General features: G+C 65.5%; 15 protein-coding genes and 1 pseudogene. 10 read left to right on the forward strand and 6 right to left on the reverse strand.

Going from position 1 to position 16379, the window contains the following annotated elements; genetic code table 11:
* Positions 1-56: 56 nt before the first annotated feature.
* The 5 genes from IG54_RS0127230 (at position 57) to IG54_RS0127250 (ending at position 7467) form a co-directional block, all read left to right on the forward strand.
* Entirely contained in the window at positions 57-1304 is a 1248-nt protein-coding gene (locus IG54_RS0127230; protein ID WP_030789949.1) for an ATP-grasp domain-containing protein, read from the forward strand.
* A gap of 184 nt (positions 1305-1488) precedes the next feature.
* Positions 1489-2784: a cation:proton antiporter gene (locus IG54_RS0127235; RefSeq protein WP_234336363.1), complete on the forward strand. Its 1296-nt coding sequence runs from the start codon at positions 1489-1491 to the stop codon at positions 2782-2784.
* A gap of 500 nt (positions 2785-3284) precedes the next feature.
* A complete protein-coding gene (locus tag IG54_RS0127240) occupies positions 3285-4751 on the forward strand; it encodes an NAD(P)/FAD-dependent oxidoreductase (RefSeq protein ID WP_030789956.1) in 1467 nt (488 codons plus the stop codon).
* 152 nt (positions 4752-4903) lie between these two features.
* Positions 4904-6154, forward strand: coding sequence for an ATP-grasp domain-containing protein (locus tag IG54_RS0127245; protein ID WP_030789959.1), 1251 nt, complete (start codon positions 4904-4906; stop codon positions 6152-6154).
* Between the two features lie 53 nt (positions 6155-6207).
* On the forward strand, positions 6208-7467 hold the full coding sequence (locus tag IG54_RS0127250; RefSeq protein ID WP_030789962.1) for an ATP-grasp domain-containing protein: 1260 nt from the start codon (positions 6208-6210) through the stop codon (positions 7465-7467).
* A 1-nt stretch (position 7468) separates the two neighbouring features.
* Here IG54_RS0127250 and IG54_RS41495 read toward each other — a convergent pair whose 3' ends face one another.
* The 4 genes from IG54_RS41495 to IG54_RS43130 form a co-directional block, all read right to left on the reverse strand.
* A complete protein-coding gene (locus IG54_RS41495; protein WP_106977097.1) occupies positions 7469-7750 on the reverse strand; it encodes a Tn3 family transposase in 282 nt (93 codons plus the stop codon).
* Entirely contained in the window at positions 7720-7941 is a 222-nt protein-coding gene (locus tag IG54_RS40580) for a Tn3 family transposase (RefSeq protein WP_158708934.1), read from the reverse strand. Before IG54_RS40580 ends, IG54_RS41495 begins: the two co-directional genes overlap by 31 nt.
* Positions 7938-8213, reverse strand: coding sequence for a hypothetical protein (locus IG54_RS40585; RefSeq protein ID WP_078594572.1), 276 nt, complete (start codon positions 8211-8213; stop codon positions 7938-7940). The genes IG54_RS40580 and IG54_RS40585 overlap by 4 nt, the downstream gene beginning before the upstream one ends.
* A 526-nt stretch (positions 8214-8739) precedes the next feature.
* A complete protein-coding gene (locus IG54_RS43130) occupies positions 8740-9024 on the reverse strand; it encodes a DUF6009 family protein (protein WP_267883673.1) in 285 nt (94 codons plus the stop codon).
* Positions 9025-9052: 28 nt separating this feature from the next.
* Between IG54_RS43130 and IG54_RS0127265 the strand changes: the two genes are divergently transcribed.
* Positions 9053-9346: a hypothetical protein gene (locus IG54_RS0127265; protein ID WP_234336365.1), complete on the forward strand. Its 294-nt coding sequence runs from the start codon at positions 9053-9055 to the stop codon at positions 9344-9346.
* A gap of 55 nt (positions 9347-9401) precedes the next feature.
* Here the strand turns inward: IG54_RS0127265 and IG54_RS0127270 are convergent, their stop codons facing one another.
* Entirely contained in the window at positions 9402-9878 is a 477-nt protein-coding gene (locus tag IG54_RS0127270; RefSeq protein ID WP_051820035.1) for a replication-relaxation family protein, read from the reverse strand.
* A gap of 322 nt (positions 9879-10200) precedes the next feature.
* On the opposite strand from IG54_RS0127270, the gene IG54_RS0127275 reads away from it, so the two are divergent.
* From IG54_RS0127275 to cdgB, 3 genes and pseudogenes are all read left to right on the forward strand, one after another.
* Positions 10201-10551, forward strand: a complete 351-nt coding sequence (locus IG54_RS0127275) for an effector-associated constant component EACC1 (protein WP_051820037.1) — start codon at positions 10201-10203, stop codon at positions 10549-10551.
* 26 nt (positions 10552-10577) lie between these two features.
* Positions 10578-11228: pseudogene (locus IG54_RS43135) on the forward strand (caspase family protein); the annotation flags it as partial.
* A gap of 87 nt (positions 11229-11315) precedes the next feature.
* Complete coding sequence (gene cdgB, locus IG54_RS0127280) at positions 11316-12839, forward strand: diguanylate cyclase CdgB (protein WP_420712288.1); 1524 nt, start codon at positions 11316-11318, stop codon at positions 12837-12839.
* Between the two features lie 131 nt (positions 12840-12970).
* Here the strand turns inward: cdgB and IG54_RS0127285 are convergent, their stop codons facing one another.
* Positions 12971-15616, reverse strand: a complete 2646-nt coding sequence (locus tag IG54_RS0127285) for a UvrD-helicase domain-containing protein (protein WP_420712287.1) — start codon at positions 15614-15616, stop codon at positions 12971-12973.
* Between IG54_RS0127285 and IG54_RS43870 the strand changes: the two genes are divergently transcribed.
* Positions 15608-16279: a DCL family protein gene (locus tag IG54_RS43870; protein WP_030789983.1), complete on the forward strand. Its 672-nt coding sequence runs from the start codon at positions 15608-15610 to the stop codon at positions 16277-16279. The two genes, IG54_RS0127285 and IG54_RS43870, sit on opposite strands and share 9 nt — an antisense overlap.
* The last annotated feature ends 100 nt before the right edge of the window (positions 16280-16379 follow it).

Below are 16379 nucleotides of genomic sequence, written 5' to 3' on the forward strand. Positions count from 1 at the left end.
CGCCACCCCCTAATGAGGTTTCCTTGCCCCAACACCTGCGCAGCCCACATCCCTTCATGGAGCACCGACCGCTTCTGGTGGGCTTCAACCGCCTACTCGTCTCCGATATCGATGCCATCCTGCCGCCCGGAAGCCTGACCGTCGTCGAAGAACCCGACGTCTACCGCAAGAAGGACCTGGCCCGGGCCCGGCAGTCGCTGACCTGCGTGGGAGAGGTGATCCTCGCCCCTTACCAACAGTCCGACGAGTGCCTGGATCCGGTCCTGGCCGCCCACGCGCAGAGGCCGTTCACCGCGGTAGTACCCGGCAACGAATACGCCGTGGCGCCAACTGCACTGATTGCCGAACGCCTGGGGCTGCCAGGCGCAGGAACCAAGGCCGCCAACACCCTCTCCGACAAACTGTCGCTGCGCCGGGTGACCACAGCCGCTGGCATGCCCGGCCCTCGTTTCGAGGAGGTCCGCAGCCTCGAGGACGTCACAGCGTTCGTCGCCCGGGCATCCGGCCGAGCGGTGCTGAAACCGTCAAACCGCCAGGCCAGCCTGGGTGTCACCCTCATCGACAGCGCTGACGAAGTGGCTTATGCCTGGAAGGAACTCGTCAGCGCCGAGGAGCCCCGTCAGGTGGCCGACCGCCCGTGGAAGCATCGCTACCTCGTCGAAGAACGCCTCACCGGACCGGAGTACAGCGTTGAAGCGCTGGCGTCCGAGGGAGAGCTGATCTTCTTCAACATCACGCAGAAGACCGTCGCCCCCGGCCCGCACCCCGTCGAGACCGGGCACCTCGTTCCCGCCCCTATTCCCGCGCCCGTGCGGGAGGCACTTCTGGATTCCATGCGCCGCCTCGTCGACGCCGTCGGCTACCGCACCGGGATCCTGCATGCCGAGTGGATCGTCCAGGACGGCCAGCCGATGGTCATCGAATGCGCCGGCCGCGCGCCTGGCGACAGTATCAGCGAACTGATCAGCCAGGCCTACGGTTTCAACTTCGTAGGGGCGGCTTGGAAACTGCTCGCCGGGGACGCCCCCGAACCCCCTTCGCAGGCCTTGCAGGAAGCTGCCATCGCCTTCCTCACCTCCGCTCCCGGCATCGTCACCAGCGTCACCGGAACTGACGAGGCCCGTGCGGTTCCCGGCGTCGTGCAGGTCTGTCTCTCAGTTCGGGAGGGCGACGCCATCCCCAGCCTGCGTAACAGCTGGCTCGGACGGCAGGGATACGTCCTTGCGGTGGCACCCCCCGGCTCCGCGGCCGGAGCAGCAGCAGCAGCGGTGTCCCACATCACCATCACCACGTGCGACGGATAGGGCCGGCGATTGGCGCCCAAGCCGCAGGCTCACCGCTACTCATCAGCCTGAACGTCACTGCACCCTTAAACCCGCGGCGTCGCGCGCGGCACTGTCCGCCACCCACGACGCATTCCGTCCCGGAGATTGCACCATGCTCCTCGCAACCCCACCGGTCCCACCGCTGCCTTCCCACCAACTGTTCGTGTTTCTGCTCCAGGCCGGACTGCTCGTGCTGCTCGCCGTACTGTGCGGTCGCCTCGCCACCCGGCTCCGGATGCCGGCCGTGGCCGGCGAACTGTGCGTCGGAATCCTGCTCGGGCCGACCGTACTGGGCAATGTCGCCCCCTCGGCCGCCCACTGGCTCCTGCCCCAGGACGCCGGCCAGTTCCACCTGCTCGACGCGCTCGGCCAGATCGGAGTGCTGCTGTTGGTCGGCATCACGGGCATGGAGATGGATCTCTCGCTCATACGACGCCGTGGTTCCACCGCTCTCAGTGTCGGTTTCGGTGGCTTGGTCCTGCCCTTCGGCCTCGGTTTCGCCGCAGGTTGGGTGGCGCCTACCCGCCTGCACCCCGACGGCGTCGACCGTCCCGTCTTTGCGCTCTTCATCGCTGTGGCGCTGTGCGTTAGCGCGCTGCCTGTTATCGCCAAGACCCTTGCGGACATGAACCTCATTCACCGAAATGTCGGCCAACTCACTTTGGCCGCAGGCATGGTGGACGATGTCATCGGATGGATCCTGCTGTCCGTGGTATCGGCGATGGCCGTCGGCGGCGCGGGAGAAGACAGCATCATCAGGCCCCTCCTCGCCACAGTTTTGGTACTGGCCATCACCTTCGGCCTGCTCAGACCTTTGGCGAACCGGGTCATGAAGGCGGCCGAGCGCACCTCAGACACCGCGTTCGTCGTGGGCAGCGCGACTGCCTTCGTCATCCTGTGCGCTGCGGCCACGCACTGGCTGGGGCTGGAGGCCATGTTCGGAGCCTTCCTAGCGGGCATGCTCATCAGCGCAGGCCCGCGGAGCGTCCGTGCGCGGCTTGCGCCCCTGCGTACCGTCGTCCTTGCCGTGTTCGCGCCGCTCTTCTTCGCCACCGCAGGCCTGCGCCTGGATCTGGGTGCCCTCGCTGATCCGGTGACCCTCGCTGCCGGTGCAGCCCTTCTGCTGGTCGCCGTCATCGGGAAAATCGTCGGTGTCTTCGCGGGTGCCAAAGCAGTCGGCATCGGCACCTGGGAGTCTCTTGCACTGGGCGGTGCCCTGAACACCCGCGGCGTCATCCAGCTGGTCATCGCAGCCGCAGGACTGCGCATCGGTGTGCTGAACGCTTCCTCGTACACACTCGTCGTCCTGGTAGCCATCGTCACATCGCTCATGGCGCCTCCGATCCTGCGATGGACCATGGGCCGCATCGAGCACACGGCTGAGGAGCATCTCAGACAGCAAGACCGCTCGATACTCGACTGGCAGCCTGCCAAACAGGCCCCGGATGCCCATGTCTGAAGGGCCTTTCCCGCACGCTCACCAATCCCTGCGCATCCAGGTACGACCGCTTCTCTCGTAGGCACTTCCAGGCTGCCCACGCGCGCCGCTACCTATCTGCGTGCAGATCTCCTGACGGCATTGTCAGGGGTCGCAACGTTGTTGCAAACCCGCACCTGAACGACCGTTTCACAGAACTGATTCATCTTGAATGGGTCACGGGTTGACATGGTCTTGAATGGCTGTGCAGGATCAATTCCGAACTTGAGCCGTCGAGTTCAGCCTGGCAAGAAATCACCATAAGGTTACTCGTCAGGAGTCGGCAGTTTCCTGCTGTCTGCGCCAAAGGCTGTGCGCTCACGCACTTCGCCGTCCAGGCCGCTTCCTCACAGCCCAAACCGAGTGGCAACCGGCCGACGGCCATGGAAGCTCTCGCCCACCTTCCAAGTTCCAAGATGCGGTCCCTCCTCAGCGTGGGCCTGCCAGGGCTATACGTGCTTGACAGAAAGAGAGTAGATCTCGTGAGCAAGAAGCTTGAAGTGCTCGTCATAGGTGGAGGGCCGGCCGGATCAACGGCGGGTTCGCTTCTGGCTAAGGCGGGCATGTCCGTGAAACTCCTCGAGCGCGCCGTGTTCCCTCGCTATCACATAGGCGAATCGATCACGACGTCCTGCCGCGGAATCCTCGACTACCTCGGCGCGCTTGAGAAAGTCAACTCTCGCGGCTACACCTCGAAGTCCGGAGCGCTGCTGCGCTGGGGCAAGGAGGCCGACTGGGTCATCGACTGGACTCAGCAATTCGGCCCCGACATGCGCTCATGGCAGGTCGAGCGCGCCGACTTCGACCACGTCCTGCTCGAGCATGCCAAGGAGAGCGGAGTCGACGTCGTCCAAAACGCACGCGTCAAGAGGGTCCTCTTTGAGGGAGACCGCGCCATCGGCGCCGAGTGGATTGACCCCGAGAGCGGCGAGACCCTTACCACACATGCTGACTTCGTCCTCGACGCATCCGGTCGCGCCGGACTGATCGGTGCACAGCACCTCGACAACCGTCAGCCTCACGAGATCTTCCGTAACGTGGCGATCTGGGGCTACTGGGACGGGGGCGAGCTGCTTCCTGACAGCCCCAAGGGTGGCATCAACGTCGTCTCCTCTGACGATGGCTGGTACTGGGTGATCCCGCTCAGCGGCGACCGCTTCAGCGTGGGCTTCGTTACCCACAAGACCAACTTTGTCGAGCGCCGCAAGGAGTTCGGCTCTAGCGAGGACATGCTCCTCGCCATGATCGCCGAATCTCCCACAGTGAAGGGCTTGGTGGCGTCCGGGACCTTCCAGGGCAAGGCGCGGGTGGAGCAGGACTTCTCCTACGTGGCCGACCGGTTCTGCGGCGACGGCTATTTCCTCATGGGCGATGCCGCATGCTTCCTTGACCCGCTGTTGTCCACTGGCGTCCACCTGGCCATGTACAGCGGCCTTCTGACCGCGGCATCCATCTCCGGCATCGCCCACGGCGACGTCACGCCGACCGAGGCCCAGTCCTTCTACGAGACCCTTTTCCGCAATGCCTACGTCCGACTCTTCACGCTGGTGTCGGGCTTTTATCAGAAGCACGCCGGTAAGGACCGGTACTTCGCCCTGGCTGACTCGCTGGCTCGTGACGAGGCCGTGTCGGAGGAAACCGCCGACGTGGCATTCGGGGAGATCATCTCCGGGGGCACCGACATGCGCGAGGCTGCGGACGCCAGCGGCAAGGCCAGCGAGTCCATCAATCAGGTGATCCTGGAACAGAAGCAGCAGAAGACACCGGTACGGGAGTTGCTCGACGCCGCCGCAGAGGCGGAAGAGCGAGCCCGCGTGGCTGCCGACCAGCAGGAGCGCCTGACTCCCGACACCGCCATCGACACCAATGATCTCTACGACGTCAGCAACGGGTATTACCTGCGCATGGAGCCCCGCCTCGGTGTGGGCAAGGTCGGTGCCGACGCCTGATCGGGCGCAGGCCGGGTGCGGAGCGACGCGCACCCGGCCCATCCTGATCTACACGTCCGGCCCGCGCAGGCCCCATCGCCGGCGGCCTTGATCCGACCTGCAGGCCACCGCTATCCGCCACGGCCCATCTGAGGCACACCACAGGAGCACAAGTGGAAAATCTGATACTCAGCAATCTGAAGGTGCTCCTGCGCAGCACGCCCGAGGAATGGCTGGCCGCGACGGAGGGTACAGCCACCCTCGTCACCGGCACTGATGCCCATCACGACACGGAGTGGCTGGAACGGCACTACGGATCCGCCTTCTCCAAGATCCACGCCTTCCCGAACTACACCATGAACGATGGGGTCCTGAAGTATGTGGACAAGATCGTGGCGGAGGGCAGCTTCCGGCGCATCATCGCAATGTCCGAAGCGGACGTGATGCGTGCGGCCCTCTTGCGCGAACGGCACGGGATTACTGGCCCCAACTGGGGCGAAGCCCTCCACATGCGTGACAAGTACCTCATGAAGCAGCCCCTGAAAGAGCTGGGCATTCCGGTGCCACGAGCCCGGAAGGTGCAGAACGCGCTCGATGTCACCGACTTCATTGCAGAGGTCGGTTACCCCATCGTGCTCAAGCCTGTGTGCGGAGCCGGCTCCACGCATACGTACGTCATCGAGACGGAGCAGGAGTTGGACGACCTCCTCGAGAGAGGCTACTTCTCCGGATTCATCGTCGACAAGATGCCAGTGCTCTTGGCCGAGGAATTCATCCACGGACAGCAGTACCGTGTGGATGGCTTCTACGCTGACGGAAAGTGCCAGTACATCACTGCGGCACGTCTGATCGGAACCAATCTCGAATTCCTGAGCGGCCGACACTTCGCGAACTCCCTGCTGGACGCAGGGAGCGAACTATCCAAGAAAATAACCTCCTTCGCCAGGAACGTCTTGGAGACCGCGCTGCCCTTCGGCCCCGAGGGCATGTTCCATATGGAGGTGTGGCAGCGGCCTAACGGTGAAATTGTGTTCGGCGAGGTAGGAGCGCGACTGGGCGGCATCTCCATCTTCGAGGAGAACCGTTTCGGGTTTGAGGTGGACTACAAGATGGCCGCCGTGCGCGCACTGTGCGGTCTGGGCACGCCCAACTGGCCTTCTGCCGCAGAGCTGCAGAAGCGATTTGCCGGACACGTTGTCATCTCACCGCAAGCAGGTTTCCTCGAATCCGTCCCAGAATCCTGCCCCTTTGAGTGGGCCGTCGATTACAAGTACAAGCCCGCAGGGCAGCGATACACGCTGATGCGCGGCTCCAACGATGAGGCTGCCATGATCATGGTGACCGGATCGAGCGAGGAACAAGTCGAGAAGCGCCTGCAGGAAGCCGCGCAGTGGTTCTACGACACAGCAGTGTGGAGCGAATAAATCCATGCCATTACGCAGCCCCGCACACAGCATCGAGAAGAGAGAAGCGAAGCATGACCAGTAAGCACCTCCTGATCATCACCGGGGCGAAGAACAAGCCCGATCTTGCACGACGGGTGTCCCCGGGCGTACGCATCAGCCTCATCACCCGACAGGAGATGTGGCACAGAGTGTGGGACATGGAGAAGTTCGAGCGTGTCATCGTGCTTCCAGATGACACTGATGAAGCTGAATGGCTGGCCCTGGCGCGGACGATCCACGCTCTGGACCCGATCGACGCTATCGGCAACTTCACCGAGAAGGACCTGGAGAAGGCTGCGGCCATCGCCGCCGACCTCGGCATCAACTGGCATAGTGCCGAGGCCGTGCAAGCGGTAGGCGACAAGTTCACCATGCGGCGCAGGCTGCAGGAAACAGGCGTTGACGACACTCCGTGTGTGCTCGTGACGTCGCCCGACGAGCTGCGCGCGGCAGCCGAACGTCTGGGCTACCCGCTGATTTGCAAGCCGCGCCGCGGCATTTCGAGCCAGGGCATCAGTCGCCTGGTCGGCCCGGAGGACCTCGATGGCGCCTTCACCTGGAGCTCTGAGGGAACTCACGACCTCGACTCGACCGACCTCATCGTCGAGCGTTTCCACACCGGCGACGAGTACAGCGTCGAGTGCCTCAGCGAGGACGGCCGTCACCTGGTCGTCTCCATCACGAAGAAGTCCGCAGACCAAGAGCACTTCGTCGAGCTCGGGCACGTCGTGCCTGCGCCGCTCGACGCTCCCACCAGGAGCCGCATCTCGGACACCGTCACACGCATGCTGGACGCGCTGGGAGTGCGAGACACTGCGACGCACACCGAAATCATCGTGACTGGCGACGCCGTGCGCATTGTGGAGACCCATCTGCGCCCTGGCGGCGACCGAATTACCAACATGGTGGCAGCCGTGACGGGCGTCGACATGCCGGACGCGGCGGCGCGACGCTACCTCGGCCAGTCGGTCCTGGCCGCGGCGGAGCAAGCCGTGGCGGCGTACGAGACTGCCTCCGACAAGCAGTGCGCGGCCATCCGATACGCGATGCCCTCAACCATCGGCCGAGTGAGCGCGGTCGAGGGCGTTGAGGCGGCCCGCAAGCTGCCTGGAGTCCAGGAGGTCACTGTGATGAAGGAATCCGGTTCCGAGCTCACGCAGCTGACCGGCTCCGGCGCGCGCGCCGCCTTCGCCTGGGCGCTCGGTGCCTCTCAGGAGGAGGCAATCGCGCGTGCGCAGGCCGCCGTGGACGAACTGCGCTTCGAGGTGGAGGCCCTCACCTCGCAGTCGTAGGTCAGCTGAGCCGGGCCACCGGGGCATGAACGCCGACCTCGGTAACGATGGCTTTCTCCGGTCGTGAACATTCGCTGAACCTGCCCGTCAGCATGGGCCCCGTAGCGGGCCCATGCATGGTTGCGTACCGGCGATGGAGCGGCTGCTGCTCGATCAGCTCCCAACGGATCGGCCGCGTCAGCGAGGCGCCGAGTGCGGGCCAGCCGGGTGGTGTGTGGTCCGGGCGGGACATGCGGATGCGGCCGATGCTCTTCAGCCGCGGCAGCAAAAGGAAGTTGAGCATTCGGTGAAGACGAGCCCGACGACCGAGGCGCCGTGGGTGTCGACGTACTGGGACTCGATCTCGGCGTCGGTGCCGTGCCGCAGCAGTTCTTCGATCATCGCCGCGACCTCGGATGACGAGCAGGACTTGAGATGGGAGTAGATGCAGACGTTCTTCCGCTCGACATGCCGATGGTGAGGACCAGACGTCAAAACGGGACCGTCAAGCCGCCCTCGCGCAGGCGGATCAAACCCCTGCTCAGACACTCTCCGGCCGACGCACCATCGGCCCTCATGCCACGAGCCAACGGGCCGCCACCTGCAGTGAAAGTCCATACAGGCAGACCAGCTTGAAACCGCTCAGCATCGACTCTGATCATGGCGCCGACGCCTTGTTCACCAAGCCACTCCAAGATGAGCAGCACCGCATCCTCCACGCCGCTATCCGGGTCAGTCTTCGGCCATCGGCCCTTCGAATCAGTCACGGTCATGACCCTACTCAGCGCCCCTGGACGCGCTCATCGCTCCCCATCCTTCCCTCTCACTTCAAGATCTAATGAAGTGAGGAGACGAGCGGCTCTGGCCGTTTCCAGAGATCCCCATCAGAGGCCGGTGCGCACTGGATGCAGCCTGGGCCCACCCACCGAATCGGCTCCCTCGGCGGTCTCGCGGCGAGCGAATCAACACGGTCATCACGATTGATCACGCCGGGATCCGACAAGAGCCTCCCCAGCCCGCCGCGACGCGACTCCCGCTCAAACCTCGATAGCCACATCGCCGACCGCATGCACATGCTGCAGCCGCTGTCCTGCCCCGCCTGGTCCGGCAAGTCGACGACTCGTGGGCCGCGGCCGCCGGAGTACCCCCGCAGCATGCGTCGCGGGGCGATCACGCAACCTCGCTCACCCCCGAGCCGGTACCCCCGCGATCAAGACAGTGGGAGTCGACTGCGGCTGAGACATCGTCCTCGACGACACCATCCTCGCGGATGCTGCGCCAACACGGGCCGCATCACGAGCGGGTGGGCACTATCTCCCCGGTCGCCTGAGAGCGGGGGGGCTTCGACCCAGCCTTGCCGGCTGCCACTGTTCGCGGGTCGACGGCTTCCAGGGGCGAGCCCACACGGTAGGGGCACTCGGGATCGTCGGGCCGGTTGGGACGGTCGTGCGGCAGCAAGTAGAAGGTGCGGCGGGCGAAAAGGCCGCTGTCGGCGCTGCGCGGCGCGTCCGGTGTCAGGTTGGAGTAACCGATCATGCGGCCGTCGCGTTCATAGCGCGGGCAGGTCGCTGCGGGCATAGCCGCGCGGCGGAGCGCGGAACGGCCTATGGGGCTGTGGGCCGAAGCCGGGGAGAACCTTCTGCGGATCGTGCCGCTGATCGGTCCGGATGCGCCGCCGGCGGACGAATTCGAGGACTGCCTGCTGTGCCCTGGCTGCTACAGGCCCGTCTACGAGAGCTCTTCCTCGCACACCTTGATCGGTGCCGGTCCGATGCCGGTGATCGGGCTGTGCAGGCTGTGCGCCGAAGGTGCCACGCTTCGCTCGCTGCGCCAGGCCAACGTTCCCGTCGACCCGCAGCAGCGCGCCGTCCTGGAGACCGTGGCCGTCGCTATGGCGTAGCCGGGCGACCAGCTCCGGGGCAAGCCACCGTTGTGAGGTGGCTTGCCCGACCCTGTCAGCGGCCTATTGGCTCGGGGTAGCACTCGCGGCGCCCGTCCGGGCCGTCGACGCCGATCTCGTACCAGGGATCTCCGCGCTGGAGCCGGGGCAGGGTGTTCACCCAGACCGCGACGGCGATGCCCTTCACGTCGTCGGCGAGCGCCCGGAGGCGGTTGTCTAGCAGGTGCTCCTCCTTGCCCGCCAGGACGACATGCAGGCGCGGGAAGGTCTGGGAGCGGGTGTAGCGGTGGCGCTGCCAGAACGGGAACGTGTTGCCGATCGTGCCGCGGGCGCCTTCCCAGACGCGGTGTCCGGCGTAGCGCTCGTAGTCCCAGACCTCACGTGCGAGCCGAGCCTGGGACATGGTGCCGTTGTCCAGCTCGAAGAGGCGCACCTCGCTGGTCTTCGGCGGCAGCGCGAAAACAGCGTCGGTGTTAAAGCTCAGACCCGTCTCCTTGATGGCGTGGGTGACCTCCACCTGCCAGCCGGTCAGATGCTTGCCCCGTTCGACAAAAACATCCGAACCTAGAACACCGCCCGCGCCATGGGACTCAACAACCTGTCCGTACCCGAACTCGCCACCCTGTTCCGCGCGAAGGCGCCTTACCCACCCACTGGCGCCCCGTCCTGCGCACCCACCCCCTCAAAACCGCACTCCCTACCCCGACCGCCACTCCAACCGGCGCTGCTCCCTCGCTCCAGAGTCCCGCATGCGCTGCCCGGTCGGGAGTCCACCTGTCCCCCGTTATCGCATGTCTGGAGGCGTATGCCCCCTATTCTGGCTCTCGGTGCAACTCAACTACGGGGGAGGAAACTTGAAGGTCACCTTGCAGGTTGTCGGCGGCACGGACGAGGGAGAGGCGCGGTCTCTGCACGAATGGCTGCTCCTCGACCGGAAGGTCCGCAGCACCGCGCAGCTGAGCCTGACGTCCTCGGCGCAGCCCGTTCCCGGTCAGCAGGGCATGGTCTTCGACATCGTGTCGCTGGCACTGGGCAGCGGCTTCAACGCCGCCGCGCTGGGAGTGTCCATTGCCTCGTGGCGGGCCACCCGGCCCCAGCCCCCGGCCGTCACGATCGAGCGTGAAAACGGCGCCAAGGTGACCATCACCGGCACCTCGCCACAGGAGGCCCAGCGTCTGGCGGAGCAGTTGCTGGGCGAGCAGTAGGAGGAGCGCCCGTGTCCAGGCTTCCTGTGTCCGACAGATCCCAGGCCCTGTTCATCGGTGTGGACCGGTTCGACGCTCTGGAGGATCTTCCGGCGGTAAGCCGGAACCTGTCCACGCTCGCTGATCTCTTTGCCGGCGAGGTGTGGGGGCTGGGCCCGTCCCGATGTCACCAGCTGCTCAACCCTGCGTCAATGCGGGAGGTCAACGACCTCATCTTCCGCACGGCCCAGGACGCGTCGGACACCTTCCTGCTTTACTACGCCGGGCACGGACTGCTCGACCTCAAGGGCCGCCTCCATCTGGCCATGCCCGACAGCGACCAGGCATCAGTCCATTCGACGGCCTTCCCCTACGACTGGGTGCGCATGGGCCTGGCGGCGAGCCCCGCCCAACGGTGCATCGTCATCCTGGACTGCTGCTTCAGCGCTCGCGCCATGGGCGTGCAGGCCTCCGGAGCGGGCATGGCGGAGCTCGCCGAGGCGGAAGGCACCTACGTGCTGGCCGCCGCGGCCGAGAACGCTGTCGCCCTGGCCCCGCCAGGGGATCCGTACACGGCATTCACCGGTGCTCTCGTACGCGTGCTGACCGACGGCATCTCCGATGCCCCGGAGCTGCTCGACCTCGACACCGTCTTCATGGGCATGCAGTCCATCCTGAGACGGCAGGGACGCCCCGCCCCCCAATGCCAGGGCCGCAACCAAGTGGGCCGCACGTTCTTCGTCAAGAACCCTGCCTATGTAGCAGAAGAGGAAGAGACATACAGCCTGCCTGGCCCCTTTGAGGACCTTCACCAGGCCCGGAATCTGGCGGACACGCTGCAGGCCGTCGCCGACGGCGTGGTCAACAATCTTGGCTACGAGATAGCCAGCGTGCATCTCGTGCGTCCCGATGGCGATCTCGTCGTCGCCGCCTTTGCGGGCGACACCGCCGCCGAGGCGCTCATCATCGGCCGCGTCGGTTCCCGGGACGCCTGGGAGCTCTGGCTCGCCACAGCAGAGAAATGGGGTGCCCTCCGCTTCATATCGCACACCGCGGCCAGCAAGCTCGACGCTGAAGCCATCCCCCTGTGGCACACGGAGGAACAGTTCGCGCACCAGGGAGAGAAGGCGTGGCAGCCCTTAGATCGACTCTTCGCTCCCATGTACGTTTCTGGAGCCACAGGCCGGGAGCTGCTCGGCGCGATCTGCACGGACCGGCCCCGCAACGGTCGCAGGCCCAGTCCGGACCAACAGGCCGCCCTACAGTCCTATGCCTTTCAAGCCCAGATTGCGATCAGCAACGCCCGGCTCCGCGCCAACATGCAGCGCGCCTTGGTCCGCCTGGAGCGCGAACAGCAGGCAATGCGGGCCAGCGAGGAGTCCTTCCGCCAGGCCTTCGAGTACGCGCCCTCCGGCATGGCCATCGCCGAGATGGGCGGCGACCAGAATGGGCGGATCCTGCGGACGAACGACGCGCTGTGCCGCCTGCTCGGCCGCCCCGCATCCGCGATGCGCCGCTACTCCTTCTCCGACCTCGTCCACCCCGAGGACATCGGCACGCTCCTGCGCACCTCCGCCGAAGGCGGCCGCGCCGAGCTGCGCCTCGCGCGGCGCGACGGGACATACGTCTGGGCCTCCCTGCGCAACTCCGTCGTCGCGGACACCGCCGACGGACCGCGCTTCCTGCTCACCCACGTCGAAGACATCGAGGAACGCAAACTCCGCGAACTCCAGCTTCTCCACCAGGTCAGCCACGACGAACTCACAGACCTGCCCAACCGCAGCGAACTGCGCCGCCGCCTCGACGCGCGGATGTGCAGCGGCCCTCCCGAGACTGCAGAAGCAGACGAGGAAGACAGCATCGTCCCGCACAAACACCTCCTGCCGCCGCAGGATCACGGCAACCAGAACAGAAGCGGTCTGGCCGTCCTGGTCTGCGACCTCAACGGCTTCAAATCCATCAACGACCGCTTCGGGCACCACACCGGAGACGCAGTTCTCATCGAGGTCGCCCGCCGGCTCGTCAGCGCAGCCCCGCCCACCGCTAACGTCGCCCGGATCGGCGGCAACGAGTTCACCGTCCTCGCCGACGACCTCAACTCCACCAGCGCCCGGGACCTCGCGACACGGCTGCGCAACGCGATCATCCCGCCGATCAGGGTGCACGACCACGCGATCCGCGTGGGCGCCAGCTTCGGCATCAGCTGGGCCCACTGCGGCACGACCGCAGACGACGTACTGAAGGCAGCCGACGAAGGAATGTACGCCGAAAAGAGATCACGTCCCTTGCGGCCTCCACACTCACTGTGAGGCACCCTGCCCCACAGCCGCACCAGGTGCGCCCACATGCCAGCCCAGGTATACGTCACGAAGCGGCCCGACACCTCACATCATTGCTCATCCAGCCCCAAGATCTTGGCAAGATCTTTTGCAGACCCTGCCTAGGGCTGGGCTGCTGCGGGGCGGTCGCCCCGCAGGTGTGTGCGTAGTGCCGCACGCAGTTGCGGAAGCTGGGTGCGGGCACCCAGCGTCGCGAGAAAGTCCGGGACCGTCCAGCGGATCAGAGTGCCTTGGCGGGCGAGGTAGAAGCCGACTTCGCGGATGCCGTAGCGGTCGTCGTAGTCGAGGAGGAGATATCCAGCGAGCTGCTGTACCTCTTCTCGCCCTATGCGGTGGGGGCGGGTGAGGGCTTTGCAGTCGATGAGGAACCCGTTAGCGATGAAGTCTGCGTCGGCCTTCACATCAGCGCTTCCTGCGAAGATCGGCCCGCATACGCGCTGCTGGGCCGGCAGGCTCCGCAGGGGGGCGAAGGGCTCTTCTGCGAGCTTCATCTGCTCGTCGATGTCGTCGAGGACGTAGCTCGGCACGGCACTGGTCACGCCTGTGACGGTGGTGTGCTCGTCTACCTGGGCGAGGAGGTTGCGCTTGCGGGAGAAGGAGCCGTTTCGGTAGACGGCTTCGAAGAAGCCGGTGACGAAGCACAGTCTGGTCAACTCGTCGTCGTCGAGTTGTCGGGAAGCGTCTGTCAGGTGTGCATGGAGGCGGCCCAGAACGCTGGTGCCGATCATGTGGAGATTGGCGCGCACCGCGCGGGCAGGTGCTCCGTTAATGGGGAGGTCGCTGCCGATCAGTTCGACGCCGGCGATCGCGGCGGGCCCCGGGTCGGAGCCGAGGCTCAGGCGCAGCCGGTAGTCGATAGTGTGGCCGAGAGCGGCGTAGTCGGGGCGGCGTTCGTTCAGCGGCTGGACGGGGTGTGGCAGACCGCGGATGTGCTGGAGGTAGGAGGCGATGATGCGTTCTGGGTGGGGAAGGTGGCGGGCCAGGAACGTGGAGATCGGGGAGCGTGGGTACTTCAGCTGTCCGGTAAGCGGAAGCCGGGCCAGTGCGATGCCTTCGGGGGTGGCGTCTGCTGTCGCGGCGGTGGCGTGGGTCTGGAGCCGTTTGATGCCGGTGATGTCGAGTTGGGTGCGGGCCCGGGTGACGGCTACGTAGATGAGTCGGGCGGCGGCTGGGTGCACGTTGCGAGGGGAGTCGTCCTCGGGCGGAGTGAAGCCTGCTCCGATCCGTACGCGGTTCCACTCCCGGCCTTTGGCCTTGTGCACCGTGGATACGACGACGCGTGCCTGTGTTTCGTGGCTCATGCGTTGGACTGTGCGGATGATCTGCTGGGGGCCGTAGGTGTCCACGAGTTCCACGATGGCTTTGAGGTCGGCGGCGGCGGAGTCCTGTTCGGCGTACTCCTGCACTTCGCCCCAGGAGGAGAAGAGCGCGAGGTCGTGGTGTGAAGTGCGGCGGCCGGCCTGCAGGTCGATCGCTGCCTTCGCGATGTTCAGCAGGGGTTTCCCTCCGCCTGCCAGGGCGACGGGCACGCCTTGGTCCAGGAAGCGCAGGACCTCGGCGAGGGCGTCGGCGTTGCCTCGGCACAACACCGCGTCGGGGATCTCCACCTCGGTCAGTGTGGACGGTTCGGCGGCGTGGCCGGTGAGCTGCATCGTCGAGGTGGCCGCGCGGAGCCAGTGGTTGGCCACCTCCGCGATGGCCGGCCCGAACCGGAAGGACTGGGTGAGTTCCATCTGAATGCCAGGAAACCCGCTCATGATGTCCTTGGCGTGACGCCATTCGTAGATCTGCTGGGAGGGATCTCCGACGCAGACACGCTGGGCGTCCTGTGCGAGGAAGATCTCCTCGAGGACCGGGTTCGTGTCCTGTGCCTCGTCCAGCAGGACGTAGTCGGCGCGCAGCCGGGGCCGGGTGAGCGCCCACATCTTGAGGTAGTGGTCGTGCTTGAACGGGAGTGTGCCGTGCTGGGAGCAGATGTTGTCCCATGCCCACCGGGCCTTGGGCAACAGGACTCGCGCAAGGTACTGCTGGCCATGCTCGTCGAGGCCGTTGACGGTACCCAGATGACGCGCTGCGACCTGTTCGTCGGTGGAGTAGCAGAAGTGCTTGACCATCTCCATCACCAGGTGAGCCAGCGTCGTCGCCTTGAGCCGGCGCCCGCCGACGGCGAGATCACGATCGACACCAAGGAGCTGCGCGGTGCGCCATAGGGGCATGTGCTGTGAGGCGTCCAAACGGGCCTTGAAGCGGCTCCCCAGCGCGCGGTAGGCCAGCCCGTGGGAGGTGCTGCAGTGTACGTTGCCGCCGAAGCGGGCCTTGGCCTCCTGCGCGATGGGCCTGTTGAAGGCGATGTACATGCCGCGGCGGGAGGTTGCAGCACCCATCATCACCAGCGTCGATGTCTTTCCCGTACCGGCACCTGCCACCAAGGCAAGATCATGACCAGCCGCGAAGCTGTCTCGTGCTGCCGCTTGTTCCTCGGTCGCCTTCAGCGCCACCCTGTCGTCCCTTTCCGCGAGCCTGCTGTTAACTCCGTCTGCCAGACGGTCTCGGCCGGACCGGCTTTGAGCTGGTGAGCAGCATGGCAGGACGCACTGACAGCTTGTCAGAGCGCTGGGAACACTCGTTTGGAGTTTCGAAGAGGTGACCGGAAGTACGGTGTCTATGGCCTCGCCATGCGCATGCCCGCTTTCCTGCGTCGAACGGAGATGCCCGTGCCCAGAGGAATCACCATCGGTATGACTCACTACCCCACCAAGGAGGCTGTCAGGAACATCTGCCGCGGTATCGTCCAGCGATACGGCATAGGTGGTGACGTCACCGACCCTAACGACGATGCCTTCTGCCGCGACCTCCTCGAACGCCACCCCGAATACGACCTCAAGCGCGGGGTCGGCATAGCTCACTTCCGCGTCATCGCCCACACCGACCACGGCCGCAAAAGCGTCGGGATCGGCCTCGTGCGGCTCGACGGCGAAGTGGCTGACTTCTCGTGGAACGCCTGCCTCACGCCGTTCAGCCAGCGCACCCAGGTGCTTGCCGCCCTGCGGCACGCGGTTGCCGATCAAGTGACGGTTGCACGCAACGCGGCGCTCAGCTCCGGACAGCCTCTGCTCTGCTCCGTCACAGGAACGCCGATCCGGTCCGCGGCCGAGCTGCACATCGACCACGCGGCCCCGGCATTCCTCGAGCTGGCGGAGGAATTTATAGCGGACAACGGTGGCGTAGACGCCTTCCGGATACTGCCCGAGTCCGGCGCCGGAGTCAGCTACATAGAGCTGGAGGACAAGGAACTCGAGAAACGATGGCAGGAACGCCATAAGGAGCGTGCGGTACTTCGGCCGGTATTAAAGCGGGTCAACCTGTCCGATCTACGGCGAGGGAATAAGCCAGGTACCGCAACTCCATGAACCTGTTGCGGCCGTCCCACAGGGCGCAGAAACCCAGGCGGTCCGCGTAGAGCAGCGATCCCCCTGCATGCTCCAGCGCACCTCGGTGCCGCAAAGCACG

Source organism: Streptomyces sp. NRRL S-920, from assembly GCF_000717945.1.
Lineage (GTDB): Bacteria > Actinomycetota > Actinomycetes > Streptomycetales > Streptomycetaceae > Streptomyces > Streptomyces alboniger.

What these genes read in the sequence shown, in the direction of transcription:
- IG54_RS0127230 (WP_030789949.1), top strand. Translation starts at nt 57, where the DNA reads ATGGAGCACCGACCGCTTCTGGTGGGCTTCAACCGCCTACTCGTCTCC.
- IG54_RS0127250 (WP_030789962.1), top strand. Translation starts at nt 6,208, where the DNA reads ATGACCAGTAAGCACCTCCTGATCATCACCGGGGCGAAGAACAAGCCC.
- IG54_RS41495 (WP_106977097.1), bottom strand. Translation starts at nt 7,750, where the DNA reads ATGCTCAACTTCCTTTTGCTGCCGCGGCTGAAGAGCATCGGCCGCATC.
- IG54_RS43130 (WP_267883673.1), bottom strand. Translation starts at nt 9,024, where the DNA reads ATGCCCGCAGCGACCTGCCCGCGCTATGAACGCGACGGCCGCATGATC.
- IG54_RS0127265 (WP_234336365.1), top strand. Translation starts at nt 9,053, where the DNA reads ATGGGGCTGTGGGCCGAAGCCGGGGAGAACCTTCTGCGGATCGTGCCG.
- IG54_RS43870 (WP_030789983.1), top strand. Translation starts at nt 15,608, where the DNA reads ATGACTCACTACCCCACCAAGGAGGCTGTCAGGAACATCTGCCGCGGT.